The 20,852-nt window shown below is 67.4% G+C and carries 22 protein-coding genes and 1 tRNA gene; 16 read left to right on the top strand and 7 right to left on the bottom strand.

The genetic code is table 11. The features are described from left to right. Window positions 1-3 precede the first annotated feature (3 nt). Together KV397_RS08470 and KV397_RS08465 are read left to right on the top strand one after the other, a co-directional pair. Window positions 4-645 (top strand): FMN-binding negative transcriptional regulator, encoded by a 642-nt coding sequence (locus tag KV397_RS08470; RefSeq protein ID WP_261812619.1) that lies wholly within the window; start codon window positions 4-6, stop codon window positions 643-645. Next, window positions 642-2,138: an amidohydrolase gene (locus tag KV397_RS08465; protein ID WP_261812618.1), complete on the top strand. Its 1,497-nt coding sequence runs from the start codon at window positions 642-644 to the stop codon at window positions 2,136-2,138. Before KV397_RS08470 ends, KV397_RS08465 begins: the two co-directional genes overlap by 4 nt. Window positions 2,139-2,204: 66 nt before the next feature. Here KV397_RS08465 and KV397_RS08460 read toward each other — a convergent pair whose 3' ends face one another. After that, window positions 2,205-2,690, bottom strand: a complete 486-nt coding sequence (locus KV397_RS08460; RefSeq protein WP_047519653.1) for a Dps family protein — start codon at window positions 2,688-2,690, stop codon at window positions 2,205-2,207. A gap of 130 nt (window positions 2,691-2,820) precedes the next feature. Here KV397_RS08460 and KV397_RS08455 point away from each other — a divergent pair, with 130 nt between their 5' ends. From KV397_RS08455 to KV397_RS08445, 3 genes are all read left to right on the top strand, one after another. Further along, the gene (locus KV397_RS08455; protein ID WP_261812617.1) at window positions 2,821-3,357 is read left to right on the top strand and encodes a gamma carbonic anhydrase family protein; all 537 of its coding nucleotides are present in this window, start codon (window positions 2,821-2,823) and stop codon (window positions 3,355-3,357) included. A gap of 41 nt (window positions 3,358-3,398) precedes the next feature. Further along, a tRNA-Ile gene (locus KV397_RS08450) sits at window positions 3,399-3,472 on the top strand. Between the two features lie 148 nt (window positions 3,473-3,620). Further along, window positions 3,621-3,881, top strand: coding sequence for a DUF6458 family protein (locus tag KV397_RS08445; protein ID WP_261812616.1), 261 nt, complete (start codon window positions 3,621-3,623; stop codon window positions 3,879-3,881). A 42-nt stretch (window positions 3,882-3,923) separates the two neighbouring features. On the opposite strand, the gene KV397_RS08440 is transcribed toward KV397_RS08445, so the two are convergent. Beyond that, entirely contained in the window at window positions 3,924-4,241 is a 318-nt protein-coding gene (locus KV397_RS08440) for a DUF7882 family protein (protein WP_131490993.1), read from the bottom strand. Window positions 4,242-4,415: 174 nt separating this feature from the next. Beyond that, a complete protein-coding gene (locus KV397_RS08435; protein ID WP_261812615.1) occupies window positions 4,416-5,330 on the bottom strand; it encodes a helix-turn-helix transcriptional regulator in 915 nt (304 codons plus the stop codon). Between the two features lie 121 nt (window positions 5,331-5,451). Between KV397_RS08435 and KV397_RS08430 the strand changes: the two genes are divergently transcribed. Continuing rightward, window positions 5,452-6,351, top strand: coding sequence for an alpha/beta fold hydrolase (locus KV397_RS08430; RefSeq protein WP_261812614.1), 900 nt, complete (start codon window positions 5,452-5,454; stop codon window positions 6,349-6,351). On the opposite strand, the gene KV397_RS08425 is transcribed toward KV397_RS08430, so the two are convergent. Then, entirely contained in the window at window positions 6,323-6,796 is a 474-nt protein-coding gene (locus KV397_RS08425) for an Lrp/AsnC family transcriptional regulator (RefSeq protein ID WP_028501915.1), read from the bottom strand. The genes KV397_RS08430 and KV397_RS08425 overlap by 29 nt on opposite strands. A 171-nt stretch (window positions 6,797-6,967) precedes the next feature. Between KV397_RS08425 and pdhA the strand changes: the two genes are divergently transcribed. The 3 genes from pdhA to KV397_RS08410 are packed head-to-tail and all read left to right on the top strand — an operon-like array spanning window position 6,968 to window position 10,451. After that, on the top strand, window positions 6,968-8,083 hold the full coding sequence (gene pdhA, locus KV397_RS08420; RefSeq protein WP_153244746.1) for a pyruvate dehydrogenase (acetyl-transferring) E1 component subunit alpha: 1,116 nt from the start codon (window positions 6,968-6,970) through the stop codon (window positions 8,081-8,083). 2 nt (window positions 8,084-8,085) lie between these two features. Further along, complete coding sequence (locus KV397_RS08415) at window positions 8,086-9,096, top strand: alpha-ketoacid dehydrogenase subunit beta (protein ID WP_261812613.1); 1,011 nt, start codon at window positions 8,086-8,088, stop codon at window positions 9,094-9,096. Beyond that, entirely contained in the window at window positions 9,093-10,451 is a 1,359-nt protein-coding gene (locus KV397_RS08410; RefSeq protein WP_153244108.1) for a dihydrolipoamide acetyltransferase family protein, read from the top strand. The genes KV397_RS08415 and KV397_RS08410 overlap by 4 nt, the downstream gene beginning before the upstream one ends. Here KV397_RS08410 and KV397_RS08405 read toward each other — a convergent pair. Then, complete coding sequence (locus KV397_RS08405) at window positions 10,444-11,052, bottom strand: TetR/AcrR family transcriptional regulator (protein WP_131490998.1); 609 nt, start codon at window positions 11,050-11,052, stop codon at window positions 10,444-10,446. The two genes, KV397_RS08410 and KV397_RS08405, sit on opposite strands and share 8 nt — an antisense overlap. Window positions 11,053-11,164: 112 nt before the next feature. On the opposite strand from KV397_RS08405, the gene KV397_RS08400 reads away from it, so the two are divergent. Genes KV397_RS08400 through KV397_RS08380 form a run of 5 tightly spaced genes read left to right on the top strand, consistent with a single transcriptional unit; the run spans window position 11,165 to window position 17,099 of the window. Continuing rightward, window positions 11,165-12,718, top strand: a complete 1,554-nt coding sequence (locus tag KV397_RS08400; RefSeq protein WP_261812612.1) for a carboxyl transferase domain-containing protein — start codon at window positions 11,165-11,167, stop codon at window positions 12,716-12,718. 5 nt (window positions 12,719-12,723) lie between these two features. Next, complete coding sequence (locus KV397_RS08395; RefSeq protein WP_261812611.1) at window positions 12,724-14,646, top strand: ATP-binding protein; 1,923 nt, start codon at window positions 12,724-12,726, stop codon at window positions 14,644-14,646. 2 nt (window positions 14,647-14,648) lie between these two features. Continuing rightward, entirely contained in the window at window positions 14,649-15,797 is a 1,149-nt protein-coding gene (locus KV397_RS08390) for an acyl-CoA dehydrogenase family protein (protein ID WP_248569496.1), read from the top strand. A 10-nt stretch (window positions 15,798-15,807) separates the two neighbouring features. Then, window positions 15,808-16,296, top strand: a complete 489-nt coding sequence (locus KV397_RS08385) for a MaoC family dehydratase (protein WP_261812610.1) — start codon at window positions 15,808-15,810, stop codon at window positions 16,294-16,296. After that, entirely contained in the window at window positions 16,293-17,099 is an 807-nt protein-coding gene (locus tag KV397_RS08380) for an HpcH/HpaI aldolase/citrate lyase family protein (protein WP_248569495.1), read from the top strand. The genes KV397_RS08385 and KV397_RS08380 overlap by 4 nt, the downstream gene beginning before the upstream one ends. 20 nt (window positions 17,100-17,119) lie before the next feature. On the opposite strand, the gene KV397_RS08375 is transcribed toward KV397_RS08380, so the two are convergent. After that, window positions 17,120-17,707 carry a histidine phosphatase family protein gene (locus KV397_RS08375; protein ID WP_047519628.1) on the bottom strand — a complete coding sequence of 196 codons (588 nt, stop codon included), beginning with the start codon at window positions 17,705-17,707 and terminating at the stop codon, window positions 17,120-17,122. Continuing rightward, complete coding sequence (locus KV397_RS08370; RefSeq protein ID WP_261812609.1) at window positions 17,704-18,543, bottom strand: Sir2 family NAD-dependent protein deacetylase; 840 nt, start codon at window positions 18,541-18,543, stop codon at window positions 17,704-17,706. Before KV397_RS08370 ends, KV397_RS08375 begins: the two co-directional genes overlap by 4 nt. Before the next feature lie 258 nt (window positions 18,544-18,801). Between KV397_RS08370 and KV397_RS08365 the strand changes: the two genes are divergently transcribed. After that, a complete protein-coding gene (locus KV397_RS08365; RefSeq protein WP_315972137.1) occupies window positions 18,802-19,239 on the top strand; it encodes a TrmH family RNA methyltransferase in 438 nt (145 codons plus the stop codon). 201 nt (window positions 19,240-19,440) lie between these two features. After that, complete coding sequence (locus KV397_RS08360) at window positions 19,441-20,835, top strand: ATP-binding protein (protein ID WP_261812608.1); 1,395 nt, start codon at window positions 19,441-19,443, stop codon at window positions 20,833-20,835. The last annotated feature ends 17 nt before the right edge of the window (window positions 20,836-20,852 follow it).

Genomic DNA, 20,852 nt, shown 5'->3' with positions numbered 1-20,852 from the left:
GGCATGCGACAGAACCCCAGCTTCACCCTGGCGGATGTCGACGAGATCCGCCGTGTGATCGACGCCCATCCGTGGGCCACGATCATGAGCGCGGGTGAGGGCGGACTCGTCGCTTCCCACTATGCGGTGCTCCTCGACGAGGGGCGCGATGACTTGACGATCGTCGGGCATGTCGGACGGCCGGACGATCTCCTCCACGGCATGGGGGAGCGTGAGCTGCTCGTCGTCTTCCAAGGGCCGCACGGATACGTGTCCCCGGGGTGGTACGGCGATGTGCCGGCGGTTCCCACGTGGAACTACACGGCCGTCCACCTCGCAGGCGTTCCCGAGATCCTCGATGCCGAGGAGAACCTCAGGGTGCTCGATCGCCTGGTCGCTCGATTCGAGTCACGCATGCCGGACCCGAGGCTGATGTGGGAGCGGCCGAACGACGCTGCTTTCGTGGAACGTCTCGCCGCGGGGACGGTGGGCTTCCGGCTCGTGCCGACACGCGTCGTCGCGAAGCGGAAGCTCAGCCAGAACAAGCCTCCGGAGACCATCGAGACGGTGATCGCCGCGCTCGACGCGGAGGGGCCCTACTCGAACCCGGCTCTGGCCGCGGAGATGCGGCGCGCGCAGGACGCACGCCGCGGAGGAGCGCAGTGACCGAACGTGGAACCGCGATCAGCACCGTCCGAGCCGCGCGGATCGCGGGTCCGGGGCGCGAGTTCCTGATCGACGATGAACCGGTCGACATCCACATCGCCGACGGGCGCATCGTCGACATCGCGCCGACCGGAGCCTTGCGTGCGGGGGGAACGGTCATCGATGTCGAAGGCGCATGGACGTTGCCGGGTCTGTGGGACAACCACGTCCACACCGTTCAATGGGCGTTGACGTCGGAGCGGGAACCGCTCGGACACGCCCGGTCGGCTGTCGAGGCGGCGCGGGCGATGCGCGATGTCGTACCGCTGGCGGACGGCCGCCGTGTGGGGACCGGCTTCCGTGATGCCCTGTGGCCCGATCGGCCGACGCAGGAAGTCCTCGATGCCGAGACCGGCGCGGTGCCGACATATCTCATCAATGCCGACGTCCACAGCGTGTGGCTGAACAGCGCGGCCTTGGCCCGGGAGGGCTTCCGGAGTGCCGATGGGATGCTCCGGGAGACGGAGGCGTTCGAGATCTCCCGACGCCTCAACGCCGTTGAGGCCGAGCACGGCGATCAGGCGATGGAGCGTGCGGGACGGCAGGCGGCCTCTCGGGGCGTCACCGGACTCGTCGACTTCGACATGGCGTGGGGCGCGGAGGCGTGGCCTCGCCGAGTTCGGAACGGATTCGCCTCCCATCGCGTCGAGTTCGCCGTCTATCCCTTCGACCTCGATCGGGCCATCGAGGCCGGCCTCCGTACCGGTGACGTCCGTGAGGATGTCAACGTCCCCGAACGCGGGCGTGGGCTCGTGCATGTCGGATCTTTGAAGATGATCACCGACGGCTCGCTGGGTACGCGCACAGCTGCGTGCTCGCACCCCTATCCCGGTGATCCCGACAACTTCGGGATGCTGACCGTGCCGGCCGAGCAGCTGGTCTCCCTACTGACACGTGCGACGGGGGCGGGGTTGGCTGTCGCCGTGCACGCCATCGGCGATCGTGCCATCACCAACGCCCTGGATGCCTTCACCACGACCGGGGCTGTCGGTTCCATCGAACACGTGCAGTTGGTCCGTCACGCGGACCTGGCGCGGTTCGCGCGCCTCGGAGTGGTCGCCAGCCTCCAGCCGCAGCATGCGGTCGATGACCGGGATCTGGTGGAGCGGCATTGGGCTGAGCAGACGGCGATCGGATATCCGCTCGCCTCGCTGCACGCGGCCGGGGCGGAGCTGCGGTTCGGCTCGGACGCGCCGGTAGCGGCTCTCGATCCCTGGCATGCGATCTCCGCGGCCGTCTCCCGCACGGACGATGACCGCGCGCCCTGGCACCCCGAGGAGCGGCTCGGTGTCGAGCAGGCCATCGATGCGAGTGTTCGGACCGCGCTGCGCCCCGGCGAGCCGGCGGACATCGTCGTGTGCGGTGCGGATCCGCTCACGGCGAGCGGCGACACGCTGCGGCGGATGCCGATCAGCGCGACCCTGCTGGCGGGAAACGTCACCCATTTCGGATAGTCCGAAGTCGAACGCCGAAAGGGCCGGCCCTCCGATGACGGAGGACCGGCCCTTCGGGATGACGGGTCAGGCGGCGATGTGCGAGAGAAGGAACCAGCGGTCCTTCTCGAGGCCGCGCTGGATCTCGATCGCGACGTCCTGGCTCGTGAGGTCGACCTCGTCGAGGCCTTCGACGGCGGCCTTGACATCGACGAGGATCGCATCGATGTCGGAGATGACCGCACGGATCAGCTCGTCGGACTGCGTGAAGCCCGCCGGAACCGAGGTGGCTCCCGCCTTGTCGGCGACGGCGCTCACACGGGCGTCGATCGGAAGACCCAGGGCCACGATCCGCTCGGCGGCGGTGTCGGCGAAGTCACCGGCGTGGGCGACGATGGTGTCCAGCAGCTCGTGGACGCCGACGAAGTTCGCGCCGCGGACGTGCCAGTGGGCCTGCTTGCCGTTGACGGTCAGGGCCTGGAGGCCGAGGACGACGGGGGAGAGGAACTGGGCCGCCCCCGCAGCCACGGTCGGGTCGATGGCGGTGGTGGAAACGGTCTGTGCCTTGCTCATCCTGTGCTCCTCCTGGAACGGTTCTCTTACCTGATGAAGACAACGCTACTCAGGCTCAGACATTCCGCAAGCAAGCTGAGGCTCGGCTCACTTCCCTGTCATTCCGCGGATCTGAGGGTAGTCTCGCCTCATGACCATCGCCGTGGAAGCCTCCCTCCTCGCCCTGCCGAACAGCGCGCCGTCGGTCGATTCCACGGCATTCGTCGCCGCGGGGGCGCGCATCATCGGAGACGTCTCGCTCGCTGCAGGATCCAGCGTCTGGTACAACGCCGTGCTCCGTGGCGATTCGGCGGAGATCGTCATCGGCCCGGGGTCGAACGTGCAGGACAACGTCTCCGTCCATGTGGACGGAGGACACCCGGTCATCGTCGGTACGAAGGTGTCGATCGGACACAATGCCGTGGTGCACGGCTGCACGATCGGCGATGGATCGCTCGTCGGCATGGGGGCGGTGATCCTCAGTGGTGCGGTGATCGGCGAGGGGTGCTTGATCGCCGGCGGCGCGGTCGTCCTTGGTGGGACGGAAGTCCCCGGGGGCTCACTGGTGGCCGGTGTGCCTGCGAAGGTCCGCCGTGCGCTCAGCGAGGAGGAGCGTGCAGGCCTGATCAGCAATGCCGACGTCTATCTGGGGCACTCGCAGACGCACTCCGCAGCGACCTCTGTGTGACCGCTGCGTGACCTCGCCGAACGATAGGCTGAGGTGCGTAAGGGGCGGTGGCCAAGCTGGTTAAGGCAGTGGGCTCATAACCCAACGATCGCGGGTTCAAGTCCCGCCCGCCCTACTCTTCGCTCCCGAGGCGAGCTACCTGCGTTCGTGAGACGAACACGGGCGCGCCCGGGCCGATCCGCCGCTGTCAAGCCCCTCCCGCGCGTGACTCTGCCACGCCATTCTTCGACGGAGCGGCATCGCGTCGCAGAACGGGAGAAACCATGAGCATCGGCAGCGGAATCGCGCTCTTCGTGATCGGAGCAATCCTCGTCTTCGCGGTGAACGTCGACATCGAATGGGTCGACCTCGACATGGTCGGATACATCCTCATGGGCGCCGGAGTCGTCATATTCCTGATCGGAATCATCCTCCTCGCCCGTCGTCGTCGGACCGAGACCGTCTCACGCACCTTCGTCGACCCCGCGACCGGGGAACCGACCACTCGCCGCTCCGTCAGTTCGAGCGGCGACGAGGCGGTCTGAGGGTGGACTGACGGTTCCGGGTGGTCGAGCCATCCGGGACCGTCAGTCTGCAGCGCCGCTCTCGAGGTGCTCCTCCACGAGGAGGATCCCTCCACTGGAGCTGGCGGAGTGAGCGAGGTCTTCGATCCACTTCCGGCTCAGCTCCGGAGACTCGGGTTCCTGGAACACGAACCGGAGCGGGATCGAGGGGTGCAGCCACAGGGTCGAGCGTCCGGGTGCATCCCCTTCCGGGTGTCGCCACGAGAGGGTGAAGCTCTCGTTGCGGCGGAGTTTGGTCGCGATGACGACCTTCAGGTGCGCGAGCGCGCGGTCGTCGATCTGGATCGGAGTCTGGGCGTCGCCGTAGTAGAGACTGCCCATCAGCGGGCGGAGGCTTCGACGTCAGAGCGGATCTGGATCATGGGGACTCCTCGACGGTGTGCGCGACAGACCGGGAGGGTGCTCCGGGTACTTGAACTCTAACCACACGGCGGCGAAGCGACGGGGGCGGGAGATCGACTCGCCGTCGGATACGAAAAGATTGTTCGCCCCGTGTCACGGTCCCGTGAGCGACGGTGTGTTGCCGTACACCTCTCGGTAGGCGGCACTGAACCGCGAGGAGTTGCTGAAGCCCCAGCGACGGGAGATCTCCGTGACGGAGCGACCGTTGCCCGCGTGGAGATCACGCCGGGCGCCGTCGAGGCGTGCGCGACGCAGCGCTTCCGCAGGAGTGATGTCGAGAGCCCGACGGAATGCGTACTGCAGGCCCCTCGTCGAGATGAACGACGCCGCGGCGACATCGTCGATGGTGATCGCACGATGCGCGTTCTCGTCGATGTACGCGAGCGCCCTCCGGACGGCTGCCGGTGCCGCGGCGCGCTGGGCCGGGCGATCGAGATACTCGGAGAACGTCGTCGGGAAGGTGGCGAGGGTCATCATCAGGACGTGTCGTTCGAGCTCGGCGATCAGGAGCGGCTCTGCGGCGTCGTCGTCGAGGACTCCCTCGACATAGGAGAAAGCCCTCTCCCAGCGCTGCGCGGCGACGGCGGAGGGCGGAGCGAATCCCGTGGTGCGCAGCTTTCGTCCGTCGGCCCCCGTGATCTGTGCAGCGCGGGTCTCCGCGGCGGCGCGATCGACGACGAACGCGCGGACTCGTGCAGCGCGATCCCATCTCGCCTCGACGCGGGTGCCGTCCGAGATCCACGGTCGCCCCGGGTCGAGCGAGTGGCGAGCGGACCAGACTCTGGCGTCGGGTGCGTCGACACGGCACACCAGCAACTGGTCCTGCGGTTCGGCGAGGGAGTGGATCTGTGCGGCGAGTCGGTAGTTCACGACGGCGACGCTGTCGAGGGTTTCGGAATGCCAGTCGAAGCGGAAGTGGCGAGGGTCGGCGTTCTGCAGCGACGACGAGGGGACGAACTGGTGCCACGTGGACTCCACCTGTGCGATGTCGGTGGATGTGAACTGCATGGCCGTGCTCCTTGTTCCTCGCGCTGCGATCCCACTCGGCAGCACATCACCAGGAGCGTATAGCACCGTGTCTGATCGTTTCCGGGTCGGGCAGACGCATGTCGGCTCGTAGACTCGGATCATGACCGTGCCTTCCCCGTATGCAGACCGCCTGCGTCGCCTCCCCGTGCAGCGACACGAGGTCGAGGTGCGGGGTGCGATGACCGCGTACTGGGTGTACGGGCCCGAGGATGCCGAGACCACCGTCATCGCCGTGCACGGCTTCCGCGGCGAGCACCACGGCCTCGAACCGGTGTTGGCCTACCTTCCCGAAGTGCGTGTGATCGCCCCTGACCTCCCCGGTTTCGGCGAGTCGGCACCGTTGCCCGGGCGGCGGCACGACCTGGACGAGTACGCCGGTTGGCTCATGGACTTCGCGGCCACGGTGGCGCCGGGTGCCGTGATCCTCGGGCACTCGTTCGGTTCTATCGTGACGGCAGCGGCCGTCGCGCGAGGTCTGCGCACTCCCCGGCTGATCCTGCTGAACCCGATCGGTGCTCCGGCGCTGGAGGGCCCCAAAGGTCTGATGACGCGCCTTGCCGTGCTCTATTACGCGCTCGGTGCCCGTCTTCCGGAGCGGCTCGGAACCGCGCTGCTGCGCAACCGCGTCATCGTCCGGGTGATGAGCATCACGATGGCGAAGACGAAGGATCCCGCGCTGCGCCGGTTCATCCACGACCAGCACGACACCTACTTCTCGCGCTTCTCAGACCGCGACGTGCTGCGCGACGCCTTCGTCGCGAGCGTCTCGCACGACGTCCGGGAGTTCGCGCCCGAGATCGATGTCCCGACCCTGCTCGTGGCTGCGGAGCGCGACGACATCACCCCGATCGAGGCCGAGCGGAAGCTGGCGAAGACCTTCCCGGATGCCGAACTGGTCGAGATCGCTCACGTCGGTCATCTCATCCACTATGAGACGCCTGCCGAAGCGGCGGGTGCGGTGCGTCGCTTCCTCAGGATTCCCGTCGTGCGAGGCCGATGAGGCCCGCGACGCGGAACGGGATGACCTCGCCCATCGCGAGCGACGTCTCGGTGCGTTCCACCCCCTCGATCGACAGGATACGGGCGTCGGTGTCGAAGAGATGGCGTGCATCGCGGCATGCGACCCGCGCGAGCAGATCGATCGACCCGCTCAGTCCGTGCGCCTGGACGACCTCGGGGATCCGGGCCAGTTCGTTGATGATGCGGGGGAGTTCCGTTTGTCGCACGCCGATGCTGACGAACGCCTGAAGCGGGAAGCCCAGGACGTCGGGGGAGAAGGACCGCTCGTAGGAGAGGAAGATCCCGCTCTGCTCCAACCGTGCCATCCGCGCCTGGATCGTGTTGCGTGACAGCCCCAGATTCTCCGCCAACGCCACGATCGTCGTCCTCGGGTCGTCGGCGAGAGCAGCGAGGAGTTCGAGATCGATACGGTCCAGTCCGGGCATAGTGCCAAACCTTAGCAGCACAGCCCCGACGCAAATTGAGCAACATGCTCAAGCGGGGTTCGAATGCTTGAGCGAGGTGTTCAGCAGACGTACTCTCGGACCATGCCGGTGATGACGCCGGCATCACCGCGCGGAGCCTCACGAGGGCCGCCGAGGACGAGGAGGACGATGATGTCACCGCAGATCACCCCCATCGCAGACACCGCCCAGGACCTGGAGCTCTCCGAGCGCATCTTGGCCCCGGACGGAAGCCGTGTCTCGAACCCTCGGTTGGACCCGTTCGTCTCGGACGTCGATGCCGAACAGCTGCGCTCCCTGCTCCGCGACATGGTCATCCTCCGCCGGATCGATGCCGAAGGCGTGGCGCTCCAGCGGCAGGGGCAGCTCGGTCTCTGGGCTCCCTGCCAAGGCCAGGAGGCCACGCAGATCGGTACTGCCCGGGCGATCGCGAAGGACGACTTCGTGTTCCCCAGCTACCGGGAGACCGGCGTCATCTACGCGCGCGGCGCAGAGCCCGGCGACTACGTGCGCATGTGGCGCGGTGAAGAGGGGGCAGCCTACGACCCCGCTGCACTCGGCGTTGCTCCGTTGCAGATCATCATCGGCGCGCAGACGCTTCACGCGGTCGGTTACGCCCTGGGCATTCAGCACGACGGTGCCGACGAAGTCGCGGTGACGTACTTCGGAGACGGCGCGACCAGCCAGGGCGATGTGAACGAGGCGATGATCTTCGCCGCGTCCTACCAGGCACCGGTCGTCTTCGTCTGCCAGAACAACCACTGGGCCATCTCGGAGCCGGTCGCGGTGCAGTCCCAATATCCGATCGCCGGGCGGGCGCCGGGGTTCGGCATCCCCAGCGTCCGCGTCGACGGAAACGATGTCCTCGCCTGCATGGCGGCCATGCGCTGGGCGCTCGATCACGCGCGCTCCGGCAAGGGGCCGGCCTACATCGAGGCGGTCACGTACCGCATGGGTCCGCACACGACGGCCGACGATCCGACGCGTTACCGCGACCAGGACGAACTCGAGTCGTGGCGCCGCCGCGATCCGATCGCGCGGCTGGAGGCACACCTGCGCGCCACCGGAGACCTGACGGACGAGGATCTCGCCGAGACTCAGGCGGCCGCCGACGTCATCGCGTCGGAGATGCGGGCGGCGTGCCTGAACATGGTGACGCGCCCGCCGCTGGCCGTGTTCGATGGGGTCTACGCCGATCCGCACACCGGGCTCGAGCGCCAGCGCGACGAGTACGCGGCGTACCTCGCGACCTTCGAAGGCGAGGTCTGAGCATGACCGAACTCACGCTCGGAAAGGCCCTCGGCGCAGGACTCCGCCAGGCGATGCGCGACGACGACAAGGTCGTTCTCCTCGGCGAGGACATCGGCAAGCTCGGTGGGGTGTTCCGCATCACCGATGGGCTCCTGGACGAGTTCGGCGCCGCGCGCGTGATCGACACCCCGCTGGCGGAGTCCGGCATCGTCGGTACAGCGGTCGGGCTCGCATTCCGCGGCTACCGACCGGTGGTCGAGATCCAGTTCGACGGCTTCGTCTATCCGGCCTTCGATCAGATCGTGGCGCAGGTCGCGAAGCTGCACTACCGCACGCAAGGGCGCGTCAAGATGCCCATCACCATCCGGATCCCGTGGGCTGGAGGCATCGGTGCGGCGGAGCATCACTCCGAGTCTCCGGAAGCGTACTTCGTCCACACCGCCGGATTGCGCGTGATCGCGGTCTCGAATCCCGAGGACGCGTACCGCAGCTTGCGGCAGGCGATCGCCTCGGATGATCCCGTGATCTTCTTCGAGCCGAAGCGGCTCTACCACCACAAGGGAGAGGTCGACCTCGACGCACCCCTCGCCGACGCACCTCCGATGGGATTGGCGCGTGTCGTCCGCGCCGGCACGGACGCGACGCTCATCACCTATGGAGCCATGGTGTCCACCGCGCTCCAGGCCGCCGAGGCTGCACAGGACGAGGGCGTCTCCCTGGAGGTCATCGACCTGCGCTCGCTCTCGCCGGTCGACTATGACTCGGTCGCCGCCTCCGTGCGGAAGACCGGACGAGTCGTCGTCGCCCACGAGGCCTCCCGTGAGGCCGGCGTCGCGGCCGAGGTGATCGCCAGCATCACCGAGCGCTGCTTCGAATACCTCGAGTCGGCGCCGCTGCGCGTCACCGGACACGACATCCCGTATCCGCCGGCGAAGCTCGAGAAGTACCACCTGCCCGACCTCGATCGCCTGCTCGACGCGGTCGATCGCGTGCTGGATCGGCCGAACAGCTTGACGGGAGCAGACGCATGAACGCCGAGTTCCGCCTTCCCGATCTCGGGGAAGGGCTCACCGAGGCCGAAGTGGTGTCCTGGCTGGTCTCTCCCGGCGACACGGTCACGCTCAACCAGACGCTCGCCGAGGTCGAGACCGCGAAAGCGATCGTGGAACTTCCCTCTCCCTATGCCGGAACGGTGGCGACGCTCCACGCCGAGGCCGGCGAGACCGTCGCCGTCGGAGCACCCCTGATCGACTTCGACGTGGTCGGCGACGAGAGCGGGCCGACTCCGGCCGCCGCATCGGGGGAGAAGGCCCAGCCCAACCTCGTCGGTTATGGAGCGGCACCCACGTCTGCGGGACGTCCAGCGCGACGTGCCCGGCGAGTCGGCGTCACCGCGACTGCGGTCGACACGGCGGTCCTCGAGGCGGCGCCGCATGATGCCACCTCGTCCGCCGCCGTCGAGGCCCCGATCGAGCGGCCGCGATCGACACCACCGGTGCGCGCCCATGCGAAACGTCTCGGGATCGATCTGGTGCTCGTCGCCGCCGAGGTGGGCGACCGCGTCGTCACCCGCGCGGACGTCGACGCCTATGCGGAGCGGGTCGGCGCCGTGGGGACAGGGGGCGAGGAAGACGCGGTGAGCGGATCGACCGTGCCGTCCAGTGCCGCAGCTCTCGGCGACGAACAGCGCGAGACGCGCATCCCGATCCGCGGTGTGCGCAGACACACGGCTGCGGCGATGGTGCAGAGCGCGTTCACTGCGCCGCACGTCACCGTCTTCCACACGGTCGACGTGACCGGGACGATGGAACTCCTCGCCCGTCTCCGCGAAGACCGTTCGCTCGCCGAGCACCGCATCGGCCCGCTGACCGTCGTGGCGAAGGCGGTCTGCCTCGCGCTGGGGCGCACTCCTGGTCTGAACTCCCGGTGGGATGAGGCTGCCGGCGAGATCGTCCAGCACAACTACGTGGACCTCGGGATCGCCGCCGCGACGGATCGAGGCCTCATCGTTCCGATGATCCGGGACGCGGAACAGCTCACGCTGCTCGGCCTGGCGGATGCGGTGAAGTCGCTGGCCGAGGTCGCGCGCGCGGGAAAGACATCGCCCGCCGAGCTCGCGGGCGGCACGTTCTCGATCTCGAACATCGGCGTCTTCGGAGTCGATGCAGGCACGCCCATCCTCCCGCCGGGGCAGTCCGGGATCCTGGCGATCGGTGCTGTTCGGCGACAGCCATGGGAGCACCGCGGCGAGATCGCGCTTCGTGACCTCATGACGCTCAGCCTCTCGTTCGACCACCGCTTGGTGGACGGCGCGGAAGGAGCGCGGTTCCTCAAGGACGTCGCCGACATCCTCGAGGAACCGGGAAGAGCGATGCTCCTCAGGTAGTCGCGCGCAGAGCGGCCTCCGCCATCGCGACCAGCACGGTCGCGGTGGCGGAGCGCTGCCTGGCAGCGGCGCGCGTGCTGTGAGGGGTGGAGTTGATGAGTCCGAAACACGCCTGGACACGAAGGCGCAGTTCATCTTGGTCGACGCCGCCCTCGGCAGCCGCGTGCAACGGCGACAGTGCCGACATCCAGAGCTCGATGTAGGAGCGCTGCAATCGGCGGACATCGGCGCGGTCGGAGTCGCTCAGATAAGCCAAGTCACGATCCTGCACCTGGATGACCTCGGCGTTGCCCAGAGCGAAGTCGACGTGGAATCGGATCAACGCGCGCATCCGCTCGTCGGCGGTCGGAGCTTCCTCGGCGACGCGCTGACCCCCTCGGATGAGGTCCTCGCTGACCTTGACGAGAACTGCGCCCAGCAGGGCTTGCTTCCCCGCGAAGTGGCGGTAGACGGCGGGACCGGAGACACCGACGGCTGCGCCGATGTCTTCCAGGCTCACGCCGCTGTACCCGCGCGCGGCGAAGAGTCGTGCGGCGGCGTGCAGGATCGCATCGGACCGTTCGGCCTTGGCGCGGTCTCGGGCGGTGACCGGGCTTGTCATCTCAGTTAATCCTCGCTAACCTGAAGCAACGGGTTAGTGAACACTAACCGAAAGTGCATGCACCGCGCCAGGGCTGTCGCCTGCGCGGACGTGGGTCGAGGAGGACATCACGATGCCCGCAACTCAGGAGTCACTCGCGCGGGAGTTGCGAGAACGCCTCGCGACGGCCGCGCTCGGGGGACCGGAGGCGTCCCGAGAACGCCATGTCTCCCGGGGGAAGCTCCTCCCGCGCGACCGTGTCGCACGGGTCCTCGACGAAGGCAGCCCGTTCCTGGAGGTGGCCCCGCTCGCGGCCGACGGTCTGTACGGGGGAGAGGCCCCGGGAGCAGGCGTGATCGCCGGCATCGGTCTCGTCCACGGCCGTCACGTGATGGTCGTCTGCAACGACGCGACGGTGAAGGGCGGCACCTACTTCCCCCTCACGGTCAAGAAGCACCTGCGGGCGCAGGAGATCGCGCTCGAGAACCGTCTGCCGTGCCTCTACCTGGTCGACTCGGGAGGGGCATTCCTGCCGAAACAGGACGAGGTGTTCCCGGACCGGGAGCATTTCGGCCGGATCTTCTTCAATCAGGCGCGCATGTCCGCGGAAGGCATCCCGCAGCTCGCCGCCGTGCTCGGCTCCTGCACGGCGGGTGGCGCCTACGTGCCCGCGATGAGTGACGAGACGGTGATCGTGAAGGGGCAGGGCACCATCTTCCTCGGCGGGCCACCGCTCGTGAAGGCCGCGATCGGCGAGGTCGTGACCGCGGAGGAGCTCGGCGGCGGAGAGTTGCACGCACGACGCAGCGGCGTGGTCGACCATCTCGCCGAAGACGATGAGCACGCACTCGAGATCCTTCGTGACATCGTCGCCACGCTTCCCCCGCCCGCAGCACCCGCGTGGGAAGTTTCCACCAGCCGCCCGCCGTCGGATCCATCCAGTCTCTACGACGCGGTTCCGGTCGACGTCAACGCCGCCTACGACGTGCACGAGGTCATCGCGCGGCTGGTCGACGGCGACACCTTCCTCGAGTTCAAGCCCGAGTACGGCACGACTCTGATCACCGGCTTCGCCCGACTCCACGGGCATCCCGTCGGTGTCGTCGCGAACAACGGGGTGCTGTTCAGCGAGTCCGCGCTCAAGGGAGCGCACTTCATCGAGCTGTGCGACCAGCGCGGCATCCCTCTGCTCTTCCTGCAGAACATCACGGGATTCATGGTCGGTTCCGATGCCGAGGCCGGTGGTATCGCCAAGGACGGCGCAAAGATGGTGACAGCTGTCGCGAGCACGAGGGTGCCGAAGCTCACGGTCATCATCGGCGGATCCTTCGGGGCGGGCAACTACTCGATGTGTGGACGGGCCTACTCACCCCGCTTCCTCTGGACCTGGCCGGCCAGCCGCATCTCCGTGATGGGCGGGACGCAAGCGGCTTCGGTTCTCGCGACCGTCAAGGAAGACCAGCTCTCCGCGCGCGGCGAGAGCTGGAGCAGTGCCGAGCGCGCCGCCTTCGAGTCGCCGATCCGCGAACAGTATGAGCATCAGGGAGAGCCGTACTACGCGACTGCTCGACTGTGGGACGACGGCATCGTCGATCCCGCTCAGACCCGCGACCTCCTGGGCCTCGCCCTCGATGTCGTCGCCCGTAGTCCGCTGCCCGAACCGCGCTTCGGCGTCTTCCGGATGTGAGTGCCATGTCGTCGTCACCCGAGATCTCCTTCCACACCGTCCTCGTCGCCAACCGCGGCGAGATCGCCAGGCGCGTGATCCGCACCCTCCGCGCCCTCGGCATCCGCAGCGTCGCGGTGTACAGCGACGCCGATGCCTCGGCACCGCACGTGCGCGAGGCGGACGTTGCCGTGCGGATCGGTCCTGCACCGGCGGCGGAGTCGTACCTCGACATCGATGCCGTGATCGCAGCCGCCCGCAGCACCGGCGCCCAGGCCATCCACCCCGGCTACGGGTTCCTCTCCGAGAGCGTCGGACTCGCGGAGGCCTGCGCGGAGAGCGGCATCGTCTTCATCGGCCCCTCGGTGAAGGCTCTGCAGATCATGGGGGACAAAGCGCGCGCTCGTGACCATGTCCTGCGCCACGGCGTTCCCGTGGTCCCCGGCTTCGATGCCAAGGGCCTGTCCGATCTCGAGATCGCCGAGGAGGCGGAGCGCGTCGGGTACCCGCTGCTGGTGAAGCCCAGCGCCGGCGGCGGCGGCAAAGGTATGGAGGTCGTCGCCGACGCGAAGGGGCTTCCAGGCGCGCTCGCCTCCGCACGACGTGTGGCGGCCGCGGCGTTCGGGGACGATGCTCTGATCCTCGAACGCCTGATCAGGCGCCCTCGGCACATCGAGGTTCAGGTCTTCGGAGATGCGCACGGGACGGTCGTCGCGCTCGGCGAACGGGAATGCACGCTGCAGCGACGGCACCAGAAGGTCATCGAGGAGGCACCGTCCGCCGGGATCCCCGCACATACCCGGGAACAGCTGCTCGCGGCGGCCGTCCTCGCGGCTGAGAGTGTCGAGTACGTCGGCGCGGGCACCGTCGAGTTCCTCATCGACGCCGATGCTCCCGATGAGGTGTTCTTCATCGAGATGAACACCCGGCTGCAGGTGGAGCACCCGGTGACCGAGGAGGTCACCGGGCTCGATCTCGTCGCTCTTCAACTCCGTGCCGCGGATGGGCTTCCGCTCGCGATCGCACCACGTCTACGCGGTCACGCTGTGGAGGCCCGCGTGTACGCGGAGTCGCCGGAGCGCGGATTCCTCCCCTCGACCGGGACTGTTCTGCTCTTCGAGCCCCCCATCGGCGTCCGCGTCGACGCGGCGATCGAGTCAGGAAGCGCGGTGACGGGCTTCTACGACCCGATGATCGCGAAGGTGATCGCGTTCGCAGATGACCGTGCCACTGCACTTGCTCGTCTCGACGAGGCGCTCGCACGCACGGTCGTGCTGGGCGTCGAGACGAACATCGCGTTCCTCCGGGCCCTCTGTCAGGACGAGCGTGTCCTCGCCGGCGACCTCGACACGGGTCTCATCGACACCCTGCTTCCGTTCGACGCGGAGAGGCCTTCGTCGGCGCAGCTCGCCGCGGCGCAGGAGGCGGTAGCCGGGCACTCCGAGCCGGTGCGGACGAGCCCCCTGTGGCGTGAGCTTCCGGGGTGGCGCTTGGGGGCCGCAGAGGTGGCAGTCGCACCGTTCGTCGCACTCACGGACGCCGACGACGAGATCGCGCTCACGGAGACGTCTCCCACCGGGTCGCGCGAAGCGATCCGTGCCGCCGTGGATGGCGATGGAGCCGTGTGGGTCGCCGAGGGCGGCCGCACCGTGCGCCTCCGGCCCCTCGACCGGAAACAGCGGATGCTGCGACGACTGTCCGCGCGTGACGCGGGGGTTGCGGCGACGGAACCGGAAGGACGCGCCCCGATGCCGGGCAGCGTCGTCGCGGTGCACGTCGCGGACGGGGATCCGGTGTCCGCCGGTGATGCACTCGTCTCGATCGAGGCGATGAAGATGGAACATTCTGTGCTCGCACCCCACGACGGGGTGGTGCATCTGCTGGTCGCGGTCGGCGACCAGGTACGGCGCGACCAACCGGTCGCCCGTGTGACGACGGAGGAGAGCTGAACATGGAAGATCTGTCCGAGGAGGAGCGCGAGCTCGCTGCCATGGTGCGGGAGTTCGCCGACACCGTCGTCGCGCCGCAGGCCTACGAGGCCGACCGCTCGCACACGCTGTCGATGGATGTCGTGGCGCAGATGGGCGATCTCGGATTGTTCGGACTGCCGTTCCCGGAGGAGTACGGCGGCCAGGGCGGCGACTACATGGCGCTCGGCATCGCGATCGAGGCACTCGGTCGCGTGGATCAGTCGATCGCGATCACGCTCGAGGCAGGTGTCAGCCTGGGCGCGATGCCGATCTTCCGCTTCGGCACCGAGGAGCAGCGCCGCGAGCTGCTGCCGGATCTTCTCGCAGGACGAGCGTTGGCGGGTTTCGGTCTCACCGAGCCGGAAGCGGGAAGCGATGCCGGTGCCACCAGGACCACGGCCCGACTCGACGGTGACGAATGGGTCATCGACGGCTCGAAGCAGTTCATCACCAACTCGGGCACGCCCATCACGCGCTTCGTGACCGTCACCGCCGTCACGGGGAACGAGAGCGGTCGCAAGGAGATCTCCACGATCATCGTCCCCAACGGCACGCCGGGGTTCACGGTCGAGGCACCGTACGACAAGGTGGGCTGGAACGCGTCCGACACGCATCCACTGACCTTCGACGGTGTCCGGGTGCCCGCATCGAACCTGCTGGGTGAGCGGGGAACGGGCTTCCGCAGCTTCCTCAGCATCCTCGACGAAGGGCGCATCGCGATCGCTGCGCTGTCGACCGGTGCAGCCGAGGGGTGTCTGGAGGCCGCTGTCGAGTACGCCAAGAGCCGCACCATCTTCGGCGCCGCGCTGAGTACTCGGCAGAACGCGCAGTTCACACTGGCACGGATGCGTGCGCGGGTGCATACCGCCCGACTCGCCTGGCACCACGCCGCCAGGCTGCGGGATGCGGGCAAACCCTTTGCCGAAGCGGCGGCGATCGCCAAGCTCGTCGGCGGCGAAGCCGCGATGGACAATGCCAGGGATGCGACCCAGATCTTCGGAGGGAACGGGTTCATGAACGAGTTCCCCGTGGCGCGTCACTACCGCGACTCGAAGATCCTCGAGATCGGTGAGGGCACCACCGAAGTACAGCTCCTCGTGATCGCACGGGGTCTCGGGCTCGCCGGGTAGCGTGGCCGGTATGACCACGCACGACATCCTCCAGCGGGGGCTGTACTACGAGGAGTTCGAGATCGACGCCCGTTACCTGCACCGTCCGGGGCGCACGGCGACCGAGGTCGACAACGTTCTCTTCACGACACTGACCATGAACACGCAGGCGCTCCATCTCGACGCGGCGTTCGCCGATGCGCAGGATCCGTTCCACGCGCGGCTGATGAACTCGATGTGGACCCTGTCGACGATGGTGGGCTCGTCGGTCGCCCAGTTGACGCAGGGGACCCTCGTGGCACAACTCGGCTTCGGTGACGTGGCATTCCCGCATCCGCTGTTCGCCGGCGACACGCTCTATACCGAGAGCGTCATCGTGGAGAAGCGGCTGTCCTCATCGCGACTGGGGCAGGGCATCGTGAAGATCGCGCACACCGGACGCAACCAGGATGGGACGGTCGTCGCCACCGCCGTGCGCTCTGTGCTCGTGCACTGCCTTCCGGAAGGAGCCACGGCGTGAATTTCGACCTCGGGCCCGCTTTGCTGTTCTGCCCCGCCGATCGCCCTGAGCGCTTCCAGAAGGCCTCTGAGCGAGCCGATGCCGTCATCCTCGACCTCGAGGATGCCGTGCTCCCGGATGCGAAGGATGCCGCGCGCCGGAACGTGATCGCCGCCGACATCGATCCTCACCGCGTGATCGTGCGGGTCAACGCCCCGGACACTGATGCCTTCATGGCCGACCTCTCGGCGCTGGCGCAGACCGACTTCCGCACCGTGATGGTCGCGAAGACGGAGAGCGCGGAGAGCCTGGCGGCATTCGATGAGCGCTACTCGCTGATCGCCCTCTGCGAGACCGCCCGTGGCGTCCACGCGGCGGACCGCATCGCCGCGCACCCGACGGTGTCCGCGATGATGTGGGGCGCCGAGGACCTCGTCGCCTCGCTCGGAGGGACCTCGTCACGGAACGCCGACGGAGGCTATCGCGACATCGCCCGGTACGCTCGCGCGCGTGTTCTCCTCGAGGCGGGCGCACACGGCAAGGCGGCCATCGACGCCGTGCACATCGATCTCGACGATTCGGACGGCCTTCAGCGGGAGGCGCGGGATGCCGCCGCCTCCGGTTTCCGCGCGACCGCCTGCATCCACCCGAGTCAGGTCGAGCTCATCCGTGCCGCCTACCGGCCCGATGACACGAGCATCGACTGGGCGCGTGCGGTGCTCGCAGCCGCCGAGAGCGAACGCGGTGTGTTCCGATTCGAAGGACGCATGATCGACGAACCCGTGCTTCGCCACGCGCGCTCCGTCGTCTACCGCGCACGCTGACAGCGCGCGCGAGGATCAGCTCAGAGGACCGGTGACTCCTCCAGCAGGCGCAGGTACCCGGGGGCCGCGACGAAGCGGTGTACGGAGCCGTTGCGCAGGACATCGCCCTCACGGGGGAGCGTGCCACCGGAGACGTGGTCGATCACCGCGCGGATCACGCCGCCGTGCGCGACGACCAGAACGGACTCCGCCTGCGGAGCTGAACGGCGCCGCGCTTCGCGGTCGATCGCGTGGAGCGCGGCGATGGCGCGCACACCCACCTCGTGCAGCGTCTCCGCACCCGGCACCTCGGCGTGCCAGTCTCCGTAGGTGCGGATGTAGTCCTCGACGAGCAGCCCTTCGCCGTCGCCGAATTCACGCTCACGGATGTCCGGGACGACGGCGGCGAGCTCCAGTCCGAGCCTGTCCGCGATGATCTCCGCCGTCTCCCTGGCCCGAAGCAGCGGACTCGAGTACACGGCGTGATGGGTCGTCCCCGCGAGCTTCTCCGCGGCCCAACGTGCGTCTTCCCGACCGGTCTCGTTCAGCGGGATGTCGGTCGATCCCTGGATGCGCCGTGCGAGGTTCCAGTCGGTCTGGCCATGGCGGACGAGCGTGAGGTAGGTCACGTGAGGAGCTCCTGGAGTGCGGGGAGCACGTCGCTGGTACCTGCGGCGATGGTGAGATCGGCCCAGGTGTCCGCACGCGTCGGCTCCCGGTTGACGATGATGAGGGGGATGCTGCGGCGGCGGGCGCGCTCGACGAGGCGCACCCCTGAGTTGACCACGAGCGACGAGCCGGCGACGATCAGGGCGGAGCTGGAGCGGAGCAGCGACTCGGCCGCGCGGAAGCGGTCCTGCGGCACGTACTCGCCGAAGAAGACCACATCCGGCTTCAGCATCCCGTCGCACACCGTGCACACCGGGACGATGAAGCCGTCCGTGCTCTCGGGGAGGACGTCGCCGTCGGGCGCGAGAGCGATGTTCTCGGGGACGGTGATCCGGGGATTGCGTTCCTCGATCTGCACGGCGATGTCGCGGCGATCGAAGACCTGGCCGCAGTGCAGGCAGAGCACCCGGCGCATCGTGCCGTGCACCTCGATCACGTGGGAGCTTCCGGCACGCAGATGCAGTCCGTCGACGTTCTGGGTGATGACCCCGGACACTTTGCCGGCGGCTTCGAGTCGAGCAAGAGCTGTGTGCCCGGGGTTGGGGGCGGCACTGGCGAAGGCACGCCAGCCCAGATGCCCGCCCACCCAGTAGCGTCGCCGCGCCGCTTCGTCGCCGAGATAGGTCTGGATCGTCATCGGGTCGCTACGCGTTCGGGCTCCCTCGCCGCGGTAGGCGGGGATGCCCGAGTCGGTGGAGATGCCTGCTCCGGTCAAGAGGGCGATGCGCTTGCCGTGCAGCAGCTCTGCGGCGTAGGCGACGGTGGCCGACAGCTCGGCGGTGTTCGACACGCTCACGGGGACCTCCTCGAGCGAGTCTACGGTGTGGCGTCGACAGGGGATCGCGCGAGACGCCCTGTGCGCGGGTCGAGCGCGGCGGTGGCTTCGACGTGCCGGTGTACGTCATCTCCGACGAGGTCGCCGACGCCGTCACCGGGTTCGCTGGAAGGAGCGACGCTCGTCCTCATCCTGGAGAACATCGGCGACCACACGAACGTGGGGTGTTCAAGAACACCGAAGGTCAAGAATCGATCTCGCGTCGCGATTCTGGACGGCGTGACCGACCATACGAGTGTCGGTGCACTGTTCAGGTCGGCCGCCGCGCTGGGCGTGGATGCCGTTCTGGTCACGCCCGACTGTGCCGACCCGCTCTATCTCCGCTCCGTCCGGGTGTCGATGGGCGCCGTCTTCCAGATGGCATGGACGCGCATCCCTGAATGGCCCTCACGCATTAAGGATCTCAAGGACGCCGGCTACGTGGTCGCCGGGATGACGTGGGGAGAGGGAGCGGTGACACTGGATGAGCTCGTTGCCGAGGACCACGAGAGGCTCGCTCTTGTTTTCGGTTCCGAGGGCTTCGGCATCTCGGCTCACACCGACGCGCTGCTCGATCGCCGTGTGACGATTTCGATGATGAGCGGCGTCGACTCGTTGAACGTCGCAGGAGCGTCCGCCGTCACGTTCTACGCAACGAGGCGATCCCCACCAAGTTGAGACCCATGACGCGACCACTACGATCCAGCAGTTCGTCGCCTCATCAAGTTCGGCGTGCACCGCCGCGTTGAATCAAATCGAGAGTTTCGGTAAGTATCCCTGGGCGTGGCAAACTGCGCTTAGTTGCAGGGCTGTCTCCGTGTAGTCCGCACTCTATGCATCATGGGTGGCCGCGAGGTCCTTCGTTAGGAGAGCGAGCAAGTGAAGATTCGAGTCGTCGACCGGTTTGCTTCGCACAAGAAGAGTAGCGAGGACCTGGTGGTGTTGCGTCGCGACGGGTGGGACGATTTCGGGTTCAAAACCCTCTTCCACGCCGAGTTCACTCCTGCGCGTGGAGAGACCATCGACGTCGGATTGGTGAAAATCCTGAAGGCTGGACAGACCGGAGGTCGAACTCAGTTCGACAAGCCTGTCTTCCGCTCGCTCGACGAGCGCTACTGCTCGCTAGGGCAGGACATCGAGTACTACGAGAAGCTGGCAGAGCTTCCGACAAAAGTCAGAGATGCCTTTCTCGTGGCCATGCGAGATGCTGCAGTAGACAGCACCATCGCCCGCGAGTTCGAGCACGAGGAGGGGTGGACGTCCTCAGTCACAAGGTTCGGACAGGCTGAGCACACGCTCGCCATGGCAAGCGCGCTCTTCGAGCCCGCGACAAACGCGGGTGGAATTGCGACGCTTTCCCACCAGAGCCGCGAGCTCGGGCTCAACCTTGAATTCCACTTCGACGACACCCGTACGCTTCCCGGGAGGTGCAAGGTCCTGATCGGCTACAACGGCGTCGGCAAGACTAGATTGCTCGCAGAGCTGGCGCGCGATGTCAGCCGGGTGGGACTGGCCGCTGCAGATCCGAAATCTGGAGCCAGCCGATCCTTCAGCTCCGTGGTGGCCGTCTCCTACAGTGCCTTCGACCACTTTCAACTGCCGCCGATCCTTAACGCGAGCGAGGATGACCTCAAGCTAGAGGAAGCTTCGTCAACGACTCGCTTCGGCTACACCTATTGCGGCCTTCGCCAGGTACAGGCGGATCCCCAAACCACGCGTCTCAAGTCGATTCGAGAGCTCGACGATGAGTTGGTCACCGCTTTCGCCACAGCATGCGCGAGAGATTCGGCACTGCTTACGCAGGTTATGGAGACGATCGAGTCCGATCCATCCTTTGGTCGATCTGGAATTAGCTTGGCGACGTGGGTGGCGTCCGCGGAGATCCCTGCCGAGTATCCTTCCCGCCTGAGTTCGGGTCAGAAAATTGTGATGAACATTCTCGTCCAACTCGCAGCGCACTTGCGGAAGCGTTCGCTCGTGCTGCTCGATGAACCCGAGACGCATCTTCACCCGCCACTGCTCGCGGCGCTTCTTCGCGGCGTCCATCACTTGCTCGATGCCTTCGATTCGTTCGCCGTTGTCGCCACCCACAGCCCGTGGTGCTTCAGGAGGTGGCTGCCAAGGATGTGTTGGTGGTCGAGCGATTCGGTGATATCGTGCGAGCCGCGCCGCCCAAGCTCGAGACGTTCGCAGCAGGCTTGGGCGAACTCACGACCGAAGCCTTCGGACTGGACAACTCGATCTCGGGCCACAGGGGTGTCATTCGCGACTTGATCTCCCGCATGGACGTT

This window comes from Microbacterium aurugineum, assembly GCF_023101205.1.
GTDB lineage: Bacteria > Actinomycetota > Actinomycetes > Actinomycetales > Microbacteriaceae > Microbacterium > Microbacterium aurugineum.
This window is presented reverse-complemented; position numbering and strand designations above follow the sequence as displayed.

Excerpts from the sequence above, each read along its gene's own strand:
- KV397_RS08470 (WP_261812619.1), top strand. The coding sequence starts at position 4 with ATGCGACAGAACCCCAGCTTCACCCTGGCGGATGTCGACGAGATCCGC.
- KV397_RS08460 (WP_047519653.1), bottom strand. The coding sequence starts at position 2,690 with ATGAGCAAGGCACAGACCGTTTCCACCACCGCCATCGACCCGACCGTG.
- KV397_RS08455 (WP_261812617.1), top strand. The coding sequence starts at position 2,821 with ATGACCATCGCCGTGGAAGCCTCCCTCCTCGCCCTGCCGAACAGCGCG.
- KV397_RS08445 (WP_261812616.1), top strand. The coding sequence starts at position 3,621 with ATGAGCATCGGCAGCGGAATCGCGCTCTTCGTGATCGGAGCAATCCTC.
- KV397_RS08440 (WP_131490993.1), bottom strand. The coding sequence starts at position 4,241 with ATGGGCAGTCTCTACTACGGCGACGCCCAGACTCCGATCCAGATCGAC.
- KV397_RS08435 (WP_261812615.1), bottom strand. The coding sequence starts at position 5,330 with ATGCAGTTCACATCCACCGACATCGCACAGGTGGAGTCCACGTGGCAC.
- KV397_RS08430 (WP_261812614.1), top strand. The coding sequence starts at position 5,452 with ATGACCGTGCCTTCCCCGTATGCAGACCGCCTGCGTCGCCTCCCCGTG.
- KV397_RS08425 (WP_028501915.1), bottom strand. The coding sequence starts at position 6,796 with ATGCCCGGACTGGACCGTATCGATCTCGAACTCCTCGCTGCTCTCGCC.
- pdhA (WP_153244746.1), top strand. The coding sequence starts at position 6,968 with ATGTCACCGCAGATCACCCCCATCGCAGACACCGCCCAGGACCTGGAG.
- KV397_RS08415 (WP_261812613.1), top strand. The coding sequence starts at position 8,086 with ATGACCGAACTCACGCTCGGAAAGGCCCTCGGCGCAGGACTCCGCCAG.
- KV397_RS08410 (WP_153244108.1), top strand. The coding sequence starts at position 9,093 with ATGAACGCCGAGTTCCGCCTTCCCGATCTCGGGGAAGGGCTCACCGAG.
- KV397_RS08405 (WP_131490998.1), bottom strand. The coding sequence starts at position 11,052 with ATGACAAGCCCGGTCACCGCCCGAGACCGCGCCAAGGCCGAACGGTCC.
- KV397_RS08400 (WP_261812612.1), top strand. The coding sequence starts at position 11,165 with ATGCCCGCAACTCAGGAGTCACTCGCGCGGGAGTTGCGAGAACGCCTC.
- KV397_RS08395 (WP_261812611.1), top strand. The coding sequence starts at position 12,724 with ATGTCGTCGTCACCCGAGATCTCCTTCCACACCGTCCTCGTCGCCAAC.
- KV397_RS08390 (WP_248569496.1), top strand. The coding sequence starts at position 14,649 with ATGGAAGATCTGTCCGAGGAGGAGCGCGAGCTCGCTGCCATGGTGCGG.
- KV397_RS08385 (WP_261812610.1), top strand. The coding sequence starts at position 15,808 with ATGACCACGCACGACATCCTCCAGCGGGGGCTGTACTACGAGGAGTTC.